Annotated in this window: 16 protein-coding genes and 1 pseudogene; 1 reads left to right on the top strand and 16 read right to left on the bottom strand. The window is 51.1% G+C overall.

Annotated features, from left to right (window positions below):
* Positions 1–68 precede the first annotated feature (68 nt).
* The 9 genes from MRS74_RS06960 to MRS74_RS07000 all read right to left on the bottom strand — a co-directional run bounded on the left by MRS74_RS06960 (position 69) and on the right by MRS74_RS07000 (position 9,013).
* Positions 69–2,243, bottom strand: a complete 2,175-nt coding sequence (locus tag MRS74_RS06960) for a glutamine synthetase III family protein (RefSeq protein ID WP_254579553.1) — start codon at positions 2,241–2,243, stop codon at positions 69–71.
* Positions 2,244–2,954: 711 nt separating this feature from the next.
* Complete coding sequence (locus tag MRS74_RS23990) at positions 2,955–3,212, bottom strand: excalibur calcium-binding domain-containing protein (protein WP_256557833.1); 258 nt, start codon at positions 3,210–3,212, stop codon at positions 2,955–2,957.
* 455 nt (positions 3,213–3,667) lie between these two features.
* Positions 3,668–4,114 (bottom strand): GNAT family N-acetyltransferase, encoded by a 447-nt coding sequence (locus tag MRS74_RS06970; protein ID WP_254579554.1) that lies wholly within the window; start codon positions 4,112–4,114, stop codon positions 3,668–3,670.
* 66 nt (positions 4,115–4,180) lie between these two features.
* Positions 4,181–4,711, bottom strand: coding sequence for an NADPH-dependent FMN reductase (locus MRS74_RS06975; RefSeq protein WP_254579555.1), 531 nt, complete (start codon positions 4,709–4,711; stop codon positions 4,181–4,183).
* A 112-nt stretch (positions 4,712–4,823) separates the two neighbouring features.
* Entirely contained in the window at positions 4,824–5,018 is a 195-nt protein-coding gene (locus MRS74_RS06980) for a DUF6429 family protein (RefSeq protein WP_254579556.1), read from the bottom strand.
* Between the two features lie 69 nt (positions 5,019–5,087).
* Positions 5,088–5,639 (bottom strand): YdeI/OmpD-associated family protein, encoded by a 552-nt coding sequence (locus MRS74_RS06985; protein WP_254579557.1) that lies wholly within the window; start codon positions 5,637–5,639, stop codon positions 5,088–5,090.
* Between the two features lie 439 nt (positions 5,640–6,078).
* Entirely contained in the window at positions 6,079–6,960 is an 882-nt protein-coding gene (locus MRS74_RS06990) for an alpha/beta fold hydrolase (RefSeq protein WP_254579621.1), read from the bottom strand.
* A gap of 332 nt (positions 6,961–7,292) precedes the next feature.
* Positions 7,293–7,862, bottom strand: coding sequence for a RebB family R body protein (locus tag MRS74_RS06995; protein ID WP_254579558.1), 570 nt, complete (start codon positions 7,860–7,862; stop codon positions 7,293–7,295).
* A 422-nt stretch (positions 7,863–8,284) separates the two neighbouring features.
* A complete protein-coding gene (locus MRS74_RS07000; RefSeq protein WP_254579559.1) occupies positions 8,285–9,013 on the bottom strand; it encodes a hypothetical protein in 729 nt (242 codons plus the stop codon).
* Positions 9,014–10,011: 998 nt separating this feature from the next.
* Between MRS74_RS07000 and MRS74_RS07005 the strand changes: the two are divergent.
* Positions 10,012–11,053: pseudogene (locus MRS74_RS07005) on the top strand (IS110 family RNA-guided transposase).
* Positions 11,054–11,538: 485 nt separating this feature from the next.
* On the opposite strand, the gene MRS74_RS07010 reads toward MRS74_RS07005, so the two are convergent.
* The 7 genes from MRS74_RS07010 to MRS74_RS07040 form a co-directional block, all read right to left on the bottom strand.
* Positions 11,539–12,393, bottom strand: a complete 855-nt coding sequence (locus tag MRS74_RS07010; RefSeq protein ID WP_254579560.1) for a TIR domain-containing protein — start codon at positions 12,391–12,393, stop codon at positions 11,539–11,541.
* 192 nt (positions 12,394–12,585) lie between these two features.
* Positions 12,586–14,601, bottom strand: a complete 2,016-nt coding sequence (locus MRS74_RS07015; protein ID WP_254579561.1) for a DUF3732 domain-containing protein — start codon at positions 14,599–14,601, stop codon at positions 12,586–12,588.
* On the bottom strand, positions 14,598–15,062 hold the full coding sequence (locus MRS74_RS07020) for a three component ABC system middle component (protein WP_254579562.1): 465 nt from the start codon (positions 15,060–15,062) through the stop codon (positions 14,598–14,600). The genes MRS74_RS07015 and MRS74_RS07020 overlap by 4 nt, the downstream gene beginning before the upstream one ends.
* On the bottom strand, positions 15,059–16,186 hold the full coding sequence (locus MRS74_RS07025) for an adenylate cyclase (protein WP_254579563.1): 1,128 nt from the start codon (positions 16,184–16,186) through the stop codon (positions 15,059–15,061). Before MRS74_RS07025 ends, MRS74_RS07020 begins: the two co-directional genes overlap by 4 nt.
* A gap of 224 nt (positions 16,187–16,410) precedes the next feature.
* Positions 16,411–17,538, bottom strand: coding sequence for an ISAs1 family transposase (locus MRS74_RS07030; RefSeq protein ID WP_254579564.1), 1,128 nt, complete (start codon positions 17,536–17,538; stop codon positions 16,411–16,413).
* Positions 17,539–19,946: 2,408 nt separating this feature from the next.
* On the bottom strand, positions 19,947–21,101 hold the full coding sequence (locus MRS74_RS07035; RefSeq protein ID WP_254579565.1) for a glycerate kinase: 1,155 nt from the start codon (positions 21,099–21,101) through the stop codon (positions 19,947–19,949).
* Between the two features lie 151 nt (positions 21,102–21,252).
* Positions 21,253–22,422 carry a sugar diacid recognition domain-containing protein gene (locus MRS74_RS07040; RefSeq protein WP_254579566.1) on the bottom strand — a complete coding sequence of 390 codons (1,170 nt, stop codon included), beginning with the start codon at positions 22,420–22,422 and terminating at the stop codon, positions 21,253–21,255.
* Positions 22,423–22,587 lie beyond the last annotated feature (165 nt).

Here is a 22,587-nt window from a genome sequence, read left to right on the forward strand (position 1 = left end):
GTTCAGCGGCTTGCAGCCCGTACCTTAACGGCACCCCGCTCGCAGCCTCCCTCTTTTTCTAGCCTGGTTTACCTGATAAACAGCATCTCGGAGTACTTGGGCAACGGCCAGGCCGCATCGGATACGGTCATTTCGAGGCTATCGCCGTGGCTGCGGACCTTGTCCATCAGCGGGCGAATCTCGTGGGCACAGTACTGCATATGGGCCTCGATTGATGCGAAGTCGTGCTTTTCCGTGGCGGCGGCCAGCGCAGCGACGGTCTGCATCATGGCATCCGCTTCGGCGGCCACTTTTTTCGCAACACCCTTATCCAGACCAATACCCATGGCGGCAGCACCGGAAATCGAGGCGCACAGTTCAGACAGGTAGGTCATCGCTGCAGGATAGATGGAGGTGGTCGCTATATCCATCGTCAACTTGGCTTCCAGCTCGATCGACAGGAGGTATTGCTCGGAATACACCTCGTAGCGGCTTTGCAGCTCAACGGGCGACAGCACACCCGTGTTCTTGAACAGGTCCTGTACAGACTGTTCCAGCAAGGCAGGCAGGGCTTCGGCGGACGTCGGGTTGTTTTTCAAACCACGCTCTTCAACCGCCTTCTTGTGCCATTCAGACGAATAGCCATCACCACCGAACAGCACATTGCCATGCTCATCCATCAGTTCCTTGAGCACGGCAATAACGGCCGAACCCTGATCCAGGCCGGAATTAAGCGCAGCTTCAAGCTTGCCGGCAATCCAGTTGAGGGAATCGGCCATCATGGCGTTCATCGCCACCAGCGGCCCGGAGACCGACTGCGACGAGCCAACGGCGCGGAACTCGAAACGGTTGCCGGTAAAGGCGAACGGCGAAGTACGGTTGCGATCGCCCGGATCACGGGTAAAGGTGAGAATTTCCGCCAGACCCAGGTCCATCACGCCGCCACATTCGCTCGGCACCAGGTTGCCCTGCTGGATATCCGTGAATACCTTCTCCAGCTGATCGCCCAGATAGACCGACAGAATGGCCGGAGGCGCTTCATTGGCACCCAGACGGTGATCATTTGATGCAGAAGCAATCACGGCCCGCAGCAAGGGACCATGCAGGTGCACACCACGGATCACGGCGCCACAGAACAGCAGGAAGTTCAGGTTCTTCTCAGGCGTGCTGCCTGGGTCCAGCAGGTTGCCCTGGGTCGAGTTGCCGACGGACCAGTTGACGTGCTTGCCAGAGCCGTTGACGCCGGCGAAGGGCTTTTCGTGCAACAGCGCATGCAGGCCATGCTTCTTGGCGGTATTTTTCAGCACGGTCATCAGCAGCTGCTGATGGTCCGCCGCGATATTGGCCGACTCAAAGTAAGGTGCAATCTCAAACTGCCCCGGCGCCACTTCGTTGTGATGTGTTTTGGCAGGGATGCCCAGCCGATACAGGCGGTCTTCGAAATCCTGCATGAAGACCTGCACGCGCTCGGGGATGGCACCAAAGTAATGGTCATCAAACTGCTGACCCTTGGCCGGCGGCGCACCAAAGAGTGTGCGGCCTGCCAGACGCAGGTCAGGCCGGGCAGCGGAAAAATGCTCATCAACCAGGAAGTATTCCTGTTCGGCACCACAGCTTGCGCTCAGGGTTGCAATATTGGTTTCACCCATGAGGGACAGCACTTTGTGCGCCGCCTTGTTCATGGCCGAGTTGGAGCGCAGCAACGGAATCTTCTTGTCCAGCGCTTCCCCGGTCCAGGACATGAAGACACTGGGGATCATCAGGGTGGGGCCGTTCGCCGTGTGCATGATGTAGCAGGGGCTGGTCGGATCCCAGGCGGTATAACCGCGGGCAGCGTTGGTCATGCGCAGGCTGCCGTTGGGGAAGGAAGAGCCATCCGGCTCGCCCTTGATCAGCAGGCTGCCGGTGAATTCAGTAATGGCATTGCCCTCGGCGTTAGGCACGATAAAGCCGTCGTGCTTTTCCGCCGTGGCGTTGGTCATCGGGTAGAAGATGTGGGAGAAAAACTTGGCACCCTTGCCCAGCGCCCAGTCCTTCATCGCCGCGGCAACAACGTCGGCGGTGGCAGGATCCAGCGGTGCGCCGGTCTGTACGGTGTTTTTCATCGCCTTGAAGGCATTCTTGGACAGCGACTCTTCCATCTTCGAGAGACTGAAAACATCGCAGGCCCAGATTTTACTCAGCGGTTCCGGCATCTCAACACTGACGGCCTTGCCATTAGTGATTGCGTTGATTGCCGCGAGTCTGGATGCATTGCCACTCATGCTTATACCCTTTATGCCGTGAAAGTGTGTGGACAGGCGTCCCGCTCGGGGGCTCTGCCTGTGTTGTTGTCCTGGGGCCTCTTTTTGGTGCATAGGACCGGGTTCAACCCGGTGCCATCAAGACGCAGAAACCCAATTACTTTCTAATAAGCAAAATGCGATCCAAAGTTCGCGCATGAAACAATAAATTATTATAAGTCTTTGAAATTAATGTAATTAATTTTTAACATTAAGTACTAAAACAGGAAACATCCGGAGCGGCGCATCAAATAAGCGCACAAACTTTCCCAAAACGCACCAAAATAGATCATAAACAGAAATACAAAGCACCATAGCGGTGCGTTTTTCGTATCAGGATGAATGATACGCCTGTCCGCGCACGCTATTGGGTCACGCTTCTGATCGAGCAGAGGGGCCTAAGGTATCGCGCCGCCACCGGCGGAAGTTCACCTCAACGCCAAAAATTGCTCAGGCTCGGCGTGTCGGAATTCCTTCCTCCGTGCCCTGCCTCGCCGGATACCAGATTGTCACGCTCAATGGCTGCACGCATTCCGGCACATCCATCTGCAAGGTTGCGACACCGGGCAGCCCCGCCACCGCCACAGCACTACTGACAAAAATGGCGATAACCATAGCCGCGCGTTTGAGGCTCAGGAGCATTGATATGATTCCCGTGATGGAAGGTGGAAATACGGTTGACGAGTTCACGAGCTAAAAGCGCGAATCATTTTCACAGGGCACCCCGTCATTGTCGCCGTCCATCTTTGTATTAGGGCAATTGTTGATGAAAAATACGGCCTCCTCGCGTGACGTCATCTGACTGCAGTGCTGGCGACCATCGCAGGAAAAACGCGACTCGGCTTCAAAACGATACTCTTCCGCCGGCGGGTTCCCGAATGAGGTGGAACTGGCCGAACCCGCAATACCCGTTGGCTTCTGATAAAACGTCCATCCGGCAAAAGCGACCAAGGCCAGTAGGGAACCTATGAATAAGTCCCAATGAGTTTCTGGCTTTCAGCGCGATCCGGAATCGAGGCGCAGTTTCGATAGCATGCCGGGGCCTGTCGAGAAGCTGCAACAAAGAGTCCGGGTCGCGCTGAAAGCCCCGTAGGGCGGGCCCTGAAGCATGCATCTGCGTTGTTGCAGCGCTTGACAAGGACTAAGGCCAAGGTGCCCTTTAGGGTATTGCCTGCACACTGCGCCTAGCAGCTGCACGCTTCAGGACCCGCAGAGGACAACTGGGACTTGTTCATAGGTTCCTTAGTTTTCTCAAACGACTCACCCTTGTTCAATATATGAACTGAAAGGGACGGGGTATCTATTTCCATCTACCCGATTTTCTCTAACCTTGACTGCCTGGGGCAAGTGCCTTTGCGATAACAAGTTTCAACCTGCGAATCGAAAAGTCGGTTCTATATCCATAATCATTTAAGTTTTATTTCCATAGGCTGATACACCAAGCCTGCTGATTCGGCTATATCCCCCTTACACTCGAAACCATATTTCCTATACGCTGGAACAGAAGGTAGAGAAGCTCTTACGGTTACAGTATCAGCCCTCACATAATGCAGCGCTGATGAGAGTAGCATCCTTCCAATACCCTTCTTTTGATGCTCATGATCAACAAAAAGCATGGCAACGTGACGGCCTTCCTTCAGTTCGATTACACCCTCGATCCTTCCATCACACTCTGCAACAAGCATCACATTATCTTCTTTCATTCTGTTGAGGAAGGCGTCGCTTGCCGCAATTTTTAAAAAGGCTGAAACGCCTTCGTCAGACAAAGTACCTGCAACTGATACTGAAAACGAAGCTATGCAGATTGCGCTAACATCTTCAAGATCTTTCTCGTCAATTTCCCTAATATTCACCGATGACTCCAAGAACTTATCGCCTGAATAATAGGCGTTAGCGTCCTAATTGACGCGATTGTAAATTTATTGATCTTCGATTTCACTACAAAATTGACTAAGACCTGCCAGTAAAGCGCCAGCGATACCTCTGTCTTCGATAATTCCATCACAGCCCAAACCACTGCTCAGTAATGGAATAGAAACATAGGCGCTTTCAATGATGTTACCTGACATAGTTCCCAGAACCTCCCTTAAATGTTCTTGCGCATAAGTTGCGCGTGGAGATGTATTTATAAGCATTATTGGCTTATACGGGAACTCTATTCCACTTACGAGCCAGTCAAGAGCGTTTTTTAAAGGCCCACTAATTCCGTGTGCGTATTCGGGGCTTGCCAATATTAAACCAGATGATTCATTTAAAGATGCCCTTAATTTTTCCAGAGATGGAATATTCTCACTCTCACGATCTGGATTGAATAAAGGTAAGCAACCAATTTCTCCAATCACTATCTCAACATTGCTGGGAGCCAATACCTTCATCGCATTTATTGCTGCTGAATTGTACGACGCTTTTCGGAGACTACCCGACAGCGCCAGAATTTTAAATTTCTCCATATAATACAAAATATCCTGCGGGTGAAACTGGACGTTTAAGCCAAGGGGCTGACTTTAGCCAGTTATAGTGAGCGAAGCGAACAATTTGAGGGCATCGTTAGCGATTTACTTGCTAGGATGAAAAGTGTTTGGCTGCTAACTCTTTGGCAAGCCGCATACCTTCTTCTGTTAAGTAAACAGACTCGGTTTTGCCCTTAGGGTCAGTGATATATCCTTTTTCAAAAAGACTATCCATGACGCTAAAGTCAATTCGTTTCCATACTCGCCCATTCTCAAACTCAAAAACACCAAGCAATGCTAATGTCATACAACATGCTCAGGATTCGAAAGCCATAACGCCGCCAGTACGCGCATCTTACACCCTGAACGGGCTCGCCTAATCATCATGCTGCGGTGCACTGAAAGCCTTGCTGTAGAACCCAGATGGATCAAAACAACAAACTCTCTTCTTCCCGGCGGCGAGCATGTCACATGCATCGTTGATGCGCTTCGCGCGTGTCTTTGCCTGTTTGGCCGAAGTGATCCAGTGAATCCAGTCGAGGCGGGCTATTGTTGTTGTTGCATCCCACGTAGCCCGGGACTGCGGAGCGGCATCCAAAGCCTGGGACAGATCATCAGGGACCTTTGGTTCAGGCTCCTGTTCAACTGCCATGATCTCGAAGTGAACATCGTCACCAATTCTTGCACCTGAAGATTGCAGCAGATCTGCACCGATACGTAGCCAGTGACCCTTTTGACCATCCGGCTCGAGCAAGGCCTTAAAAGCTTGCCCATTAATCGCCCCCGATACGCTTGTACGCCCCCGCCTCGGGAGCTTTGCACTTGCTTCGTGGGGCAGAACGACGAAAGCCCATGCGCTGCCGCCACCCGATTCCTTGGGGCGAAGCAGTCGCGCGTAAAACTCTGATTTTGTGGCTTGTTGCGTCATGTTTTCGTCCTCCGTTCGAAAGTGACTCAGGCTTCAGAAATGAGCGCTAGCCGTTTCGAGTCATCCATGTTTTTCATATCATCTATCCGTTACACCTTGCGCTACGTTTTTCACAACCAATATACACGGGGTTACTTTTTATACATGGGTCATTTATACATCGGGCCAGGTCTTTCTTTTTCCCCCCCAGATAAGAAGCCTGAGCAAAAAACAAGACCTGACCCGCCCCCCCTGATGTCCGGTTCAGGGACTGTTTTATTTTCTAAGTATTTTTCAACCCCAATTATGGCATTTGGAATGTTTGTTATCGCCATTTTCCCTCGCGTGTAATTAAGAAACTAATCGGGCGGTTAATATGCTTGATATTGTCCCACTCCAGGTAGCTGTACCAGTGAAAATTTCGCAAGCCGCCGTCAAAATTCGCGTATGCCATCTGGCATTACTCGCTACCAAAAAAACGCAGTAAATCATTGAATACAACCCCAGGCGCTTCTTCTGGTAGAAAATGTCCGCAATCCAAGGCCCTGCCTTCCACGTTTTTGGCATGCTCGCTCCAAACACCCAGGACATCGTAGGTAGAGTTCACAAATCCTCTTGCACCCCACAAGACTAACAGCGGGCATTCAACCTTTTTGTTCATATCCTCCTCATCATGCTTTAGATCTATGCTGGCTGCAGCACGATAATCTTCGCAGGATGCGTGAATAGCGTCCGGTTGACTGAAACAGCGAATGTACTCAGACATTGCGGCATCTGCGAACACCGCACCAGGCGCGCTCCAGCGCTTAATTTTTTCAGAAAAATAATATGCGGGGTCAGCGCCGATCATGCGTTCAGGTAACCCGTCTGGCTGGATTAGGAAAAACCAATGGTAATAGCCTGTGGCAAAATGTTGGTCAGTCGTCTTAAACATGTGGTAGGTCGGTACTATATCCATCACACAGGCTTTCTTGATTTTTTCAGGATAATCAAGGGCCATCCGATGTGTCACTCTGGCCCCACGATCGTGACCCGCCACAGAAAACTCACTGTATCCAAGAGCCCCCATCACTTCGACCATATCCTGAGCCATCGCACGCTTGGAATAGGGGTAGTGATCTGGCGTGCTAGGTGGCTTTGAGCTGTCTCCATAGCCGCGCAGGTCAGGACAAATAACATGAAAATTACGAGCAAGGCGGGGGGCAACCTCGTGCCAAATGACGTGGGTCTGCGGATATCCGTGCAACAGCAATAGAGGACTACCTGTACCACCGTGCACGAAATTAATTTCGGCGTTGCTGGTCTTTATTTGAGTTTTGTCGAAGTCACTTCCGAAAAACATTTGATTCACTCCATTTCCAGATCCCGAACGATAGGGAGTACATCCACAAGATCATCCAGGTGCTCAAAATACACAACATCAAACGCAGCGTTACCGAAGCTGCTGGCCGCTATGAACATGCCGTTGTGTTCGCCTGCAAGCAAGCTGATCTACCCATTGTAGTCATCAATCCAACCCGTATTCGGCGCTATGCCCAGGCCATCGGCGTACTGGTATTCATGGGGTCATGGTATACAGGGGGTCAGGTGCAGCGGCTGGGCTCCACCAGCCTGGCCGGGGGCCCCAACGGACGGCCCCGGGACGCGCTCGATGTCGGCGTGCCGGCTCTGCGCTCAGGTCAGACGGCGGATCTCGTTCAACACTTTGATATAGGCATCGGCCTGGCCGGGGTCGGCAATCATCGCACGCAGGCAGGCCGCGGTCGCAGCCAGTTGCAGCGTGCGCATACCATCGTGATGACTGGCAGTGCTGATGCCGTCGAGCATGGCCTGCATCGCCTCGGCGGCGCTGCGTACCGAGAAGGAGAAGTCCCCTGCACTGTCGAGCACGCTACGAAGGCTCAGCTTCACCGAGTCGACAACCTGCGAATTGACGCCGCCCACACTCGCGGCGTGGAGCTCGGCCTTACTCTGCAGGAGCTGGTCCTGCAGCTGTTCGGCACCGCCGCCCGCCTGCGTGTCCGCCGAGTAGATCTGTATCACGCCCTGGTTCGCCGCGGCCTGCATCAGGACGTTCTGCTGCTGCTGGGCGGAAACAGCGTTCTCGAACAGGATACCGGTCGCCTGGGCCAGGGCCTGGTAAATCGAGCCCATCGCCATTGCCGGGGCTTCGGCAATGTCCTTGGTGTTGGTCTGGGTGACGGCGTCGGTGATCTGCTCGTTGACCGGGGTTTGAGAGGCCATAATGTGCTCCTTGCTGGGAGGGTGAATGAGAGGATGGATGACCCTGTTAGTGGCGGTTCACTTGCGAATAAAACCGGATGACAGTAACAGCTCGTCGAGCTAGGTATACTGTCCCCGGAATTCCCAATTCGCACTTGATACGCTCCAGATCGTTATCGAGGCGCCTCTAAAAGCCGATGTGGTCCGCTTTATCGAGAATACTTACGACGCTGTTGTTTGAATGCAAATCGATACCGGCATAAAGTTTCATTAGTCGGCCCTCTCTCCAGGCTGTTCGTCGATGGTTACGTATCAACGATACGACTGGTGCGGGGGAGTCGGCTAGATGATTGATCAGGTCTTGCTGTTTGCCCTCAGATAAGAAGCCGGAGCAAAAGACAAGACCTGAGCCCGGACCTGCTTTTGACCCCGGACCTGCTTTGTTATCTTTCACTTTCCAGCAATCCCGTAAGTACTTTTAAAGTGAGAGAATTACTTAAAGTTCGTCTATTTGGATGTTCAATCCTAACCGCTTTTACTGATGGTAATTGTGGTAGTTTAATTTCTGCGATTAGATTTAACGTTTCTTCCGCGAGCACACCGTCACTAAGACTCAGTTTAGGGTTAAATTTTACGTCATTTCCGAAATGATGCTTGATATAAGAGTCTCTACTGCTACCAGTAGTAAAAATTACAATATTTGGTTTCAAAATTTTAAATTCGCTTGAGAAAATATTGAAACTATTGCGCTCTAGGCTTCTTATCAATGGTTTTGGCTTTCCTCTTCCATCATTACCAATCTTCGAAATATTATTCCAAATAAACGAAATACTATTATTAGGATAATAGTTGGTTAGTTCTTCCTCGAAGTATTTATAGTTCTTTCTATTCCAAAAGGCTCGCTTACCTCTATTTTTTCCATTTTTTGTACGTTGGTTGAAGTAGTCTGAATAACCGTCCATCAATTTTTCAACTGAAAGCTCACCACTATTTAACTGACCATGCCAGCCATCGGTTTCTTGACCGACAATCATAACTTTAATATCAGCTTCAACATACGCTTGATCCACTTTTATCAAAAGTGGGTAAGCTGCTTTCACTGTTAACCGACTGGCTTCATCTAGCAATTGCTTCCACTTAGAAAGATATAAATTTTTTAGTTCCTTGTTCATACTACTCACTTTGATTTTTGCCTCGGAAACGGTCGTGGTAGAACGGCCAGTTACCTGAGCCGCCCACACACAGATCCGGACGTGCGGAACTACCGCATCCGGCTCCTCAGTTATATATTCGCCCGCGTAAAGCACGCGCCCTAGTACCAATCCAATAAGATCAAACGTTTGCTGACCAGTGGTGGTTCAATTTGAACTGAAGAACGGGGTCACCCATTAGCCAACGGTGGTCAAGCACCAAACCTCCCCCGACATGTTTTGACATGCTCTCGATTTGATCTGTTTCGTTTACACGATGACTCACTTGCTCCCGGATTTTCTCTTGGTTAGTTGCGATATCAAAACGATTCGCACCAGTCACCCATATAGTTCAAGGCATGGGAGACACTGGCCTAAGTCGTCTCCCGAACCCTTTGTTGGCTCAGGTCAGAGGAAAATCAGCTACATTATGTACACAAGCCGGTTTCATGTGGTGGTTGAGGCTACGGCGCAATATGGTCTGATGGTTTTATAAACATCCCTCTACGTGCTCATTGCCTCAACCAAATCGTTATTATGGAAATTCTCGTGCGAGATCAAAGGGCTATCCGTTTTTCAGTATATGAACAAGAACGGGGTCACCCATGGACTTCGACTGTGTTACAAGCCTCGTCAATCAGCACTTTATTTATTATCGGAGTGACGCCAGCACTTCAGGGACACGGAATCCCCTATGGCCTACATGATTCTCTGTGTACGCTTCACCTGTCTTGTTCGCAGCCTCAAAAAAAAACTGCTCCGCCACAGGCGCAACACTCGATACGGGTGGCTGGTTAAACCTTACCCGACAGGGACTTTCACCCTGCAAGATGCATCAAGCTTCGCTTGACGCACAAACGCCTAAATCAGCCGACGCTTTAGCGGTCGGCTGCATTTACATGATACTGATTGAGCCTTCTCCGCCCAGCATAGACCGCGGCCTATGCTGGAGGTGACAAAACCGAAACCGGAGAAGGCTAATGAGATTCTATACGAAAAATCATCGGTATTACTGTGGTATCGATCTGCATGCCCGGGTTCTCTATGTCTGCATCCTCGATACCGAAGATCAGATACGCGTGCACAGGAATATACCCGCGACCAGCATGGACCTGATCGACCTGCTGGCGCACTACATTCACGAAGACATCGTCATCGGGGTCGAATGCATGCATTGCTGGTACTGGGTGTCCGATCTCTGCCAACAATTCAACCTGCCGTTTGTTCGGGCATGCCCTCTATATGCGGGCAATCCATGGCGGCAAGGCCAAAAACGACAAGATCGACTCGCTGAAAATCGCCAAGCTCCTCAAAAGCGGCCTGTTTCCCCTGGCCTATACCTACCCGGAACCCATGCGCGCTACCCGCGATCTGCTGCGTCGCCGGATGCACCTGATGCGCAAGCGGGCTGAGTTGCTGACCCATATCAAGAACACCAACAGTCAGTACAACCTGGAACCCATCGACCTGAACCTGCGTTACGTGCAAAACCGCGCCCTGATGCAGGGCCGCTTCGAGGATCCCAGCGTACAGCGCAGTGTCGACATGGATCTGCACCTGATCGATTTCTACGACCGCGAACTGAATTCAGTGGAGGGCTTTATCGACAAGCATGCCAGACAACACGAGTACCAGGCGTATGTCATCTTGCGCTCGGTACCCGGCATCGGTCAGATTCTGGCCCTCTCCATACTGTACCAAATCGGCGATATCCATCGCTTTAACCGGGTTCAGCAGTTTGCCTCATACGCCCGCCTGGTGAAGTGCAAGGCTGAATCTGCCGGTAAAACCTATGGCACCTCCGGCGCCAAAATCGGTAACGCCCATCTGAAGTGGGCCTTTTCCGAGGCGGCTGTGCTGTACCTGCGGAACAACGCCAAGGGACAGCAGTACCTGAAGCACCTGCAGAAACGGATGAGCAAAGCCAAAGCCTTATCCGCCCTGGCACACAAGCTGGGCCGGGCAGTCTACTTCATGCTGAAACGAGGTCGAATGTTTGATGAAGCACAGTTTCTAAGTTAAGCGGACCAGCAATCCAAGCTCCACGCCTAACGGGGATCGATCGGTGCCAGCGATAATGACGGGGGAACCCAAAAATGGGTACGCCATTGAGGCCAGACCTCTAAACCCTCCTGATCGTTGCCACCGGATAACCCGAGCGACTTGATTAGATGGGCTGCCGGACCGCTTCCGAGATTAACGATTTGTATGCGTGCGCCCCGGTCAAACCCGCCGACTAACGGGTACATCCTGGATGATCCAACCCTCTTGAATGGGAGGATCGGGGTTACCGAGTTATTTCTAGTGGCCCACAGGCGTGGCAGGACGCCCGATCGTGGCAGCACCTCAGGTGCATAAGAGACCCTCAATAGGTGTTTGTTGCCGCATTCATCGGCGGTCAACGGACCGGAAATACGAAGCAAGCAGATCAAATTGTTAAAGAGCAAGAATGGGCGAAAAGCCTAGAATATTTTAATGCCTATTGACGTGGGGACGGCCCATAGGTGTTAGCTGTTGTGAAGGCTAGTATTGATGTCAATATTGTTTTTTTCAATGTACTCAACCAGCCTCCGATACGAATTTAGAAGCATTGGCCTATTACCCCAGTTATTTTCTTCGTCTTTAACCCTGGGGTGGATAAATGTTCCATTTGAGGAAATGAAATATTTGCTATCCTCTAAGCACGATTTGGTATGCTCCCAATCGAGATCGAAAATCACTTCGTAAGCCGATAAAAATTCTGAAATTAACTGATATAGCTCTTTATGTGCCTTAAAGCCGCCGGATTTTTGAATCGCTAATGCTCTAGATAATTCAAGAACTTCTTCTAGTATTTCTCTATCTGAACGCAAATCGGCTGATTTACTGTCTCCAGTTTGAGTTGACTCTATGATAAATTGGACTTTTGATTCTAATTCCGGCCAAAATTTTTCGAAGACTGTATGGAGTACACTTTCTTCTAAGGTGTTAGAAGTGTTAGCTTTGTTAAGGTCTGATACAAGCCTACGAAAATCTGATTTCTCAAACAATGTTGTCTGAAACTGGGTCAAAGGACCGTTAATATCCGAATTGTCTAAGCCAATTAAAATTGGACATACTAACGATTGATCTACTTTCTTAGATATTGCTCCGGCCTCAAACATGAGCCATTGACTGCTTAGATTTTGGCTAGTAACGCAAAAAATTCCTGCCATTGAATCATCTAGCTCTTGTGCAATATCAGATGACCATCGCGTCCCCTTTTCTATATCACTGGGAGTAAAATATGGCTTCACTGTTTGTAAAACGGTTGGCAGCCATTCTCGGATGGCCTCTGCAACCTTTTTGCTAGTATCGCCTGACCAGCTTATAAACACTTTCATATAGTTTCGATCTCTCAGTATGTTTTACAGCTAACGCCGTGCTCTGCGGAAATTTAGGAGCACCAGCGAGTAAATTTTCCGTAGCAGCACCTTGTTATACGCAACACTCTTCTATCTCAATCAGCCATGATAAGACATTGCATCAATCTGATTCATCTCTCGTAACTGGCCCATACTAGTCATAGTGTCTAATTATTCTTGAATAGGATTAATCAAGCCGTGCATTCGCCACCTGTTACCATGAACCAAAGACTCGAATAATACCCCATTAGACAATGTCAAATTATCCGCGTGGTCTGTCACGATAATTTGTGGACTAAAGCCTTCATTCAACTCAAGTTCATTGCAGTAAATCGAAAGTCGGCTAAATAAGTTTTCAACGGCTTTGATGTCTTCATCAACAGGTCTTTCTTTTTTCGTTCTCTGCTCCGCTTCTTGGCTCTTTTGCTCTTCGAAGCTCCCAGATGTATCACGGTTAAAGTTAGGAAAATACACTTGTGTCGGCTGATCTAAAAATAGTATTGAAGGGATGGCGCATTTATCACCCAGTTCAGCAAAGTATTTATGCAAAGCCAAAAATAACGTAACGTGGCAGTACAGCCAGTTTGCGCCGCTACCCATTGACCGTAAATAGATTTTTTCGTTTTCAGGAGTCACATGATATAGATCGAACGTTTCAAACGAGAAGCGAAGATTGATGGGCTTGTAGCTAGCTTCAAATTCGAAGTGACCACCAATATCGGCCATAAATCCGTTTACCTTAGCTGAAGCATTTTCTAACCCTTTTTGTACATCGTATTTTTTAAGGTCTTTATTGATGTCTTTTATCTGTTTGCTTAGATCTTTGATTTGCTTCTCAAGATCCACATCGTCGGCCATATTAAGGGTATCGAGAAGTGCAAAAAGCTTAGCTTTCTGCATCAAAACACTTTCATACAGGCTCTTTTGTTCTGCCAACTGCTTTTCTGTTTTTTCAATTTCCGTTATTTGTTGGTTTAACTCTGTCAATGCCCTACTGACGACCTCAATATTGCGTTGCACATCGATCAATGATGATTCAAATTTTGCTTTCATCGGTCGAGCTTGTGCAAGGTTACCCGATACCTTAGTGATGGCTTGCTGAAGTTTTTCTGCACTTTCTCGCAAGGTGTCTTTTTCAGTATGACAAAACGGACAGATAGAAGCAGATATATGAACATGCTTAGGTGCGCTAAACTGTTTGATGTTATCAACAAACCGTTCTTCTTCTTGAATATGTTTATTAATTGACGAAGCTTGGCGCTGCAACTTTCTTAATTCAGTTGCTTTTTGGTTACGAGCCAGTTTCAACTGATTGTATCGTTCGGTAATAGCATCGGAATTATAGTTAATTTTCTCGGGTACTATAATGCCGTCGAGTTGGTCTTTAGCATCTTGTGGGTGGCGAAGTACCTTTTCCAATGATAACGGTTCATCCTGAAACCCCATCAACGCATACAACTGACTCAAAACCGGGCCCACCTTTTGTTTATAGCTTTCAGAGGTGCGCCTGTTCGTTTCTTTCTGGCGCTCCAAACGCCTAATGTCTGCGGTTAATCGTTCTTTCTCTTGTGATAGGTGAAAGAATTTTTGATCGACGAGACCTAAAAAGATCTTAGTATGTTCAATTGCCTGATCTCGCTTTTCCTTTTCATCGAATCGGTAAAACAACGCATGTTTATTAGCAACAAGGTTTTGATGCTGAAGCATAAACGATGAAAAGCTGCGTATAGATGGTGTTGCCGCTTTTTGATTAAACCGCCGATTAGCTCGAGCAGCTAAAGATTCATCCACATCATCTATATCTAAGAAAAATTCTCTTAGATGCTTCTTAAACTCGACTAATGGGCGGAAATAAGTACTACTAAAATAATCACGGACGATATCGGCGGAACTGAATGTCTCGACACGACGAAAAAAAGCTTTCGACGTAATCTCAGGATCCCGCGCAACAACCATATCTTGTTCGTTAACTGCAAATGCAACATAATAAATTGCGGCACTTTTGGTAATAACGCCTTTGGGAATGGTGTTTTCGCCACTGCCAAAGCAATAGTCAAAAATTTCAATTAACGCACTTTTTCCCGTCGATGACTTGCCGGTAACAACATTCAGGCCCTTTATAAAATTAACCGGGTGCCTGTTTCCTTGTTTGTCAATAACGCCAATTTCATGGATTAATGTTTTCATCGCGGTTTCACTCCTAAAAACGCATAAATCTCGACCACTGAGTGACCACTAAATAATCGACCTAACTTTTCTGAAGTTTTTTGACTGGTAAAGTTTGAATCAGAACCGTCGCATACGCGAAGGGACAAATTTTGTTCACTTACAGATAACCAGTCATTGATTAAACAAAATTGAATGCATTGTTCGGTTAATGTTTGAAATGCGTCTACTCGCTCTTGCAGATCATAGAGTTTTGTTCGATCATCGAAAATAGACCAAATAGAGCTTTGTTTTTTATCCCCAAATACAGCACCCAATATCTTTTTACCGAAAATGGGATGGCTGCATAGCGGGATGACCAAAGGGGCTAATAAAAGGTTATTTTCTGACTCATCTATAGCCGTGTAAAATGAAGCTAGGTAGGACCCATACTCAAACGGATGGTACTTTAATTCGTACAGGGCATCGACAATACTGCTCATGGCTCAACCTTCCATATCAAATCACGTTCTTCATCATCCATTGCGTCGTGTATCAGGCCATTTTTGTATTCAATAGGCGGTATATCGTTACCCATATTCAAAGGTTGTTCGCCTATGATTTTGTTATAAAGCAATTTTGAACTTTTAATTACATCTGTTGCTTCAAGTTGAGCACTTGAATGAGAAAGCTTATATTTTCTAACCAATTGGTTCTGATAAGTAATCGTTTTATCTTTATAGAGCGCAGATTCGTGAAGCTCTTCCATCAGTGAGTTTTGAAACTCAAGCCAATTACCCACAGCATCAGGTATCATTTCGTGATGCTCAATCTCAGCTATTTTTTGTACAAACGGTCTGTCTTGGTGCGACTCAACTTCAAGCTCAGACGCCTCATGACCTGAAAAAACCGGAAATGTGAACTCTTTTTTGCAAAGAAGCGCTGTTAATTCTTCGCATTTCGCTACAAACTCATGGTGCTTAATGCTCCAAGATTGCTGCGTTGCCTCTGCGTATACAAAACCAACAAGCCCATGAAGGTAACTTTTTAGGTTGTTTCTTGGAATACCTACTGGTTTAGAATGAATCTGTTTTTCCAGATCTTGCGCGTTATCTGCTTGTGTAAATAAGGTGACCTTACCAAGTACACTTTTAAGTAATAATTCGTCAGAGGCCATTACTGCTTTCTGGAGTTTAATAACGTCAGATGGTTTATTAGCATTAATCTGCTCATCAGTACGTTCTGAAAAAATAGCTTTAAGAGCTTCCAATCGTTGCTCGGAACTTATTGTATTCCAGCCCTTTAGGCGTGTTGTCGTGCCAAATACTTGAGTGGTGTGCAGCACTAGAACGCCGTATTTCGTATGGTTAAACTCAGGATCCAGCCAATTTTTGAGCGTTTTCCAAAGGTTTTCGTGGTGGTCAGTGAGTGGTGCTGCATAGTCTTTTACTTCAGTTTGAGTGGATGCCAATGCATCTGGCGAAATCAGACTGACATCACCATCTTTTTCAAACCAAACCGACTGACCTTCTTCAAGCGAAAAGCACTTGTCTAAGCCAATCAGCATCTGGTAGTGAAAGGCTAAGGCAGTTGTTAACGCTGCATTTTTTGTTTGGCCTCCGCTCATGCCTCTCAGTTCCTTTTATCCATTCTTGAAAAATATTGGGGTAATAAAGTAATTAATATTCGCTTCGATTCAAATGCGTAGAACGATCTCTTCGACGTATAACATTTGTATCGTAGCCCCTGAGGCCATTTTGCCTGAGGCCAGTATTTCCTCATGAGTTTTCGTCAAAAACGGGCGCAAAGCCAGGTAGCATGAGCTGTTCAGGCAGGGCAAACGCATGAACACTATTTGATCAGCCCGAGAATGTGAAACAGGTAACGGTCACTCCAGCCGCACCCCTTGCGCTTGTTCTTGATCCCGACTTTGACAGTGGTGTCCTGCTTCAGCAGATTCAGCGCAATCTGTCGTAACGTGGCCAGATTCTCAGCGGCATAGCCCTGTCGCGCACGCGATTGATCCTCGCCGAAGGCCACGTCCAGCACCCAGTGAAGGCCATTCTCCACTTGCCAGTGCTGACGCGTTGCCTGAAGTACATCATTGGCATCCATGGTCCTACTGGAGACAAAATAGCGCACTAGGCTGGTCGATGTTCCGGCACTGCTACGATCCAGCTGGACGGCTGCGATCGTGCGGGCGTTCCAGGATGTGGCAACCGGGCAGCTCTCCAGATCATGTAGCACCCAGCAGCGCCGCAGCTCCTGACGCCCATGCGTGTTACTGTGAACCTCTGCAAACGAGAGACCGGGCACATCATCCGGGTGCTCAGACCAGTAACGATCGAACCAGGTATCCACCTCAGCATGGAGCTTGCGTTGATTGCGCTTGATCGCCAGCAGGTAGTCCGCTTCAGCCGAGAGAATTTTGTTGGCAATCTTCTTCTGGCATCCCATTGCATCCAACGTCACCAGGCAACCGCGCAGCATCAGAATATCCAGCAACTCGGGAATAGCTTTGATTTCATTGGACTTTTGATCAACCTTGTATTGCCCGAGCGAGACACCCAGCTCCGTCGACCAAGCGTTGACCATATGGATCGCACCCTGGTTGCCCGACCGGGATCCGCGCACGGATTTACCGTCGATGGCAACCACGCCCGAGAGAGGCGTGTCGATAAGGACATCCTGCACCCAACGGGTGAACAGCTCTCGGAACTGAGCGGGATCAAGCAGTGAGAACAGGCGGTTGAAGGTATCATGTGAGGGTATGCCACCCGGCAGTTTCAGGTACTGCCTGAACCATTCCTCGCGTACTTCAGCGAAGAGTGCGATGGCGTTCCAGTCGTCGGCTCCACAGAGCAACCCGCATGTTGCCATGAAGACGACCTCGCCGAGGTCGTGGGTGCATTTGGCGGCCTGACGGGGATCTTCCAGTGCCATCATACGGTCGAGCAGTGTTGGGCTGTTCTGAGTCATGGTGAGAAATGGGCAAGTTTCATGGTGATCACATCAAAAATCAACCAGAAGTGATTCGTTTGTTCAAAAAACGTTCATGCGTTTGCCCTGGCTGTTCAGGCCAGTGGCTCAGTTGAACTGAATATGACAAAACGATCACCAAGCCTCATATCCACTTTTTGACTATGCCTTGTAACTTCATGATTTCAAATAAGTATCAGCAAATTTTTAGTCACACGCCAGGATACTGGCCTGCAAGGCCGTTTATCAGGCTGGACTGACCGAACGCGTCTAAAAACCACGCTACCGCCCTAACGATAACGAAATGCAGGCCTGCGATGCAGGCAGAGCCAGGAAGAACGGAGGAATTGAGCTTGGGGGGAAAGTTCACCCAGCCTGGCTTCCGATGCTCAGCTGACGATTGTGCTTTATTTACGATCAAAATCAGGCACCAGTACTCCGTCGGTGCCTTCAGCATAATGCCGAAAGCAGGAGCAAGGGGCAAGAGCGAGGTGCGAGGTGCGAGGTGCGAGGTGCGAGGTGCGAGGTTAAAAAAGCGACAGCACGATTCATGATTCCTGATTCGTCATGGCGGCGTGCCGCCGCACGGCGGTGCGGCGCCTGACGGAACGCCGTCCCGCGGAAGGCCGCCCCGAGCAATTCGCAAGTTCATTAGCACCCTACCAAAACCCGTGCCCCGCCACCCCATTACCACCAATACATCAGAACGGCTTACATCCCCCCTTTTGAAGCCGGCGAGCACTGACGTCATTGGGCGATCAGGCCCGCAGGGGTGATGACAGGGACTGTCGAGCTGCAGATTAGGAACAGGATGTTCCGTTAGCTGCACCCGCACAATGGCGTCAGAGCGCAGCGGAAAGGCTTCATTGGGGCGCGCTTCCTTTGCCTACTTTCCTTGTCGCGTAACAAGGAAAGTAGGTCGCCGAAAGGCGAAATACGTGCGTCACCAAAACCACATATATTCCGGTTTAACGGAGGCTTATCCAGCAGCAACCAAACGGGCATGTAGATATGCATTGCATGAGCTGCCGAGCCGCAGATTAGGCACAGGATGCTCCGCTCTGCACCTTGGCGGAAATAGCGCCCGCACAATGAACTTAAAGCACAGCGAAAAAGCTTCGTCGCGGGGCGCGACTCCTACGGCCACCGCAAGCTTTTGCAGCGAATCAGGCTGCGCCGGTTTCATTAAATCGCTACAAAACTATCAGAACGGCCTTTATCCCCTTCGAGCAGAAAATTGCTCCTGCATTTTCTGACTACTGGCCATCCATGGTCTTAAGCCAGCGAGCACTGCGCTCATTTTGCGAATTGGCTAGACGGGGCGAGGCATGGATGCCGAGCTGCCGATGCGGCACAGGGACGTGACGTCAGCGGTACCCGGGAAATGGGTTCAGCGTGCAGCGATAAGGCTTCGTCGCGGGGCGCGACTCCTACGACCACCGCAAGCGTCAAGCAGGGAATCAGGCTGAGCCGTACAGAACGATCAGAACGGCTCCTGTCACCCCTTATGAAGCCGGCGAGCACTGTGCTCATTCGGCGAATTGGCCCGCAGGGGCGAGACAGGGACTGTTGCGCCTCCGATGAGGTACATGGATGTACCGTCAGCGGAGCCCGTCGAATGGGCTCAGAGCGCAGCAGAAAGGCATCATCGGGGCGTGCTTTCTTTGCATACTTTCTTTGCACGAGCAAAGAAAGTATGGCGCCAGCTAGGCGCAACCCAAACCATCAAGCCGCCTCGAAACACCCGCCAGCACGGTATTTTCCAGAAGATGGACGTACCAGCACCCAGCAAAGTGTCACCCATGCCATTGAACAGAACTGTTACCTATGTGGGTGAACTGCACTGTAACCACTATTCGTGATGAGCTGCCGAATTGCCGCTACAGCACAGCGATATCCCGCTCTGCACCTAGACGGAAATAGCGCCCGCACAATGAACTTAGAGCGCAGCGAAAGAGCTTCGTCGCGGGGCGCGACTCCTACGACCACCGCAAGCGTCAATCAGGGAATCAAGGCATCAGGGAATCAGGCTGCGCCGTACAGAACGGTCAGAACGCCCTTCATCCCCCTTCGAGCAGAAAATTGCTCCTGCATTTTCTGACTACTGGCCATCCATGGTCTTAAGCCAGCGAGCACTGCGCTCATTTTGCGAATTGGCTAGACGGGGCGGGACAGGACTAGTCGAGCCGCAGATTAGGCACAGCGATGCCCGCTCTGCACCTTGACGGAAGTAGCGCTCGCACAATGAACTTAGAGCGCAGCGAAAGAGCTTCGTCGCGGGGCGCGACTCTTACGGGCACCGCAAGCGGCAAGCAGGGAATCAGCTGTGCCGTACAGGACGATCAGAACGGCCTTTATCCCTCTTCGAGCAGAAATACCGTTCTACCCGACCCGGCGATAACCGAGCGCTAGCGCCGTTTCGCCTCGAACGCCTGCGCCAGCTGCCAGGTGGCGGCAATATTGCGGGCGGTGCGGTACAGGTTGTCGGCGGCATCTTCCAGCGCTTCGGGCAGTGTTACTACCCCCGGAACTATGCTGAACAGCGCATCGATGCCATGACCGTGCACCAGGTCCGAATCCTCACTGACCGAACCCGCCAGGGCGATGACCGGCACACCGGCTTTCTGGGCGCGCTTGCTGACCCCCACCGGGGTCTTGCCGCGCACTGTCTGGCTGTCGATGCGCCCTTCCCCGGTGATCACCAGGTCTGCGCCTTCCAGGTGGCGGTCTATCTCGACCGCATCCAGCACTATATCGATACCGCTTTTGAGCCGCGCCTGGGTAAAGGCGAGAAAGGCACCGCCCAGGCCGCCGGCAGCACCGGCTCCGGGCGTTGCGTCTATATCCTTGCCGTGACAGGCCAGCACCACCTCTGCGAAACGCCCAAGGCAGGCGTCCAGCTGTTTGACCATCTGCGCATCGGCACCCTTTTGCGGGCCGAACACCGCCGAGGCGCCATATTCGCCGGTCAGCGGGTTATCCACATCGCAGGCGATTTCGAACTGGGTTTCCGCCAGGCGCGGGTCCATGCCGCTGGCATCAATGCTGTGCAGCGTCTGCAGTGCACCGCCACCGGCACCTATGTCATTGCCTTGTGCATCCAGCAGCCGCACCCCCAGTGCCTGCAACATGCCGGCACCAGCATCGTTGGTCGCGCTGCCGCCCAGGCCGACAATGATATGCCGCGCGCCCGCATCCAGCGCCTGCAGAATCAGCTCGCCGGTGCCCCGGGTCGTTGCGACCCAGGGGTTGCGCTGCGCCATGGGTACCAGATCCAGCCCCGAGGCTGCCGCCGATTCGATCACCGCCGTCGTACCATCCCCCAGGGTGCCCCAGCAGGCGCTGACCGTCTCGTCCATGGGGCCGGTGACATCGGCACTGAAGAGCGCACCGCCGGTGGCCGCCACCAGCGCCTGGGTGGTGCCTTCGCCGCCATCGGCGACCGGCAGCAAGACCAGTTCGGCATCGGCGAACACCGCCTGGAAGCCACGGCCAATGGCCTGGGCCACGCCTTCGGCGGACAGGCTTTCCTTGAATGAGTCAGGTGCGATCAGAATCTTCATGTCGGTTTTCCATCGGTCGGGATTGCAACCATAGTGGCACAGCGAGCGGTAAAGGCGCTTTGGCCGGGACGACAAATTACGCCAGCGCAGGATAGGGTTTTTTGTACAGTTGCACAATTAGCCGCCATTTCAACCTGGGGCAGACGGCTTTTCAACCCGCGCTCTGGCTCAGACCATAGAGGCGCAGGGTCACAAACAGCTGCAGCAGCTGATCGACAGACCCCAGATCAAGCTGCAGCAGGGTGCCTATCTTGTCGAGGCGGTAGCGCAGGGTATTGCGGTGGATATGCAGCCGCGCAGACGTGCGCGCCAGGTCCATGTTTTCGGCCAGATAGGCCTCGAGTGTCAGTTGCAGGCTGCCGTTTTTATCCTGCTGCAGAAAGGCCTCGAACTCGCGCAGCAGATGCTGGCCGGCCCAGCCCTCTGCGGCTTCCAGCAGCAGCAGATCCAGCGCCGATTCGGTGGCAAAACTCAGGCTTGCCGGCATCGCCCTGCCCCGCGTCACCGCCTGCGCCTTGAGCGCACTGCGATAGGACTGGGCCAGGCCCTCGGCACTTGGAAAGTAGTCGCCGACACAGGCCCGGTAATGCACTCCATGGTGCTGTTGCAGCGGCCGCAGGCGGGCCTCCAGCTGACGCCGGAACAGGGCCTTGTCCCAGCGTTGGCTGTCTGCGCCGTTCAGAGACACCGGCACCAGCATCACCATCTGCCGCGCCGTGGTAATGGCCAGCAGGGTGCCGGCACTGGCCGCTGTCAGCTGTTGCTGCAACTGCTGCAGCTGTGGCAATGGCAGGTCTGCCCCGTCCGCGGCCTGTACCAGTTCAAGCACCACAACCACCCTTGGCAGACTCAGATCCAGCTGCAGCCGGGCCACGCGATCATCGAACAGCGAGTCCGACCTGCCCCCCTCGATCAGGCGCAGCAGCACGCTCTCGCGCTGGCGGCTGTCCCATTGCACTGCTGCGGTCAGTGCCGCCTGTTCCACAATCAGCTCGGCGGTCATGACCACCAGGTCGGCGTAGCGGCGCACCTCCTGTGGCTCTCCGGTAATGCCCACCACACCGATAATATCGCCGTCGCTGCGGATCGGCAGATTCACCCCGCCCTGCACGCCGCTGAGCCGCCCTGCCTGGTCCCTGGCAATATCCACCTCGCTCTGGCTGCTGAGCACATGCAACGCGCCTTCGTGCAGCTGATCGATACGCAGAGGGTCACCGGAGCCGATAATGACACCGTGGTGATCCATCACGTTGACGTTCACACCGGTGATTTTCATCGCCCGATCGACGATTTTCTGCGCCATCTGTCGGTCTATAAACATCGTTTTCACTCTGGTGCGGCAGTTGATCCCTGTCAGCATCATGACTGTTCACTTGCACAAAAAACAAGACGCCAGGGCGACTTTTTTCTGTCGTCTGAACGAAGCCCTGTAACAGTTGCGGCATGATAATGGCTGCAGTCCGAATCCCACTGCGCAGGTGCTCTA

The sequence above is a fragment of the Marinobacterium sedimentorum genome (assembly GCF_024267675.1).
Lineage (GTDB): Bacteria > Pseudomonadota > Gammaproteobacteria > Pseudomonadales > Balneatricaceae > Marinobacterium_A > Marinobacterium_A sedimentorum.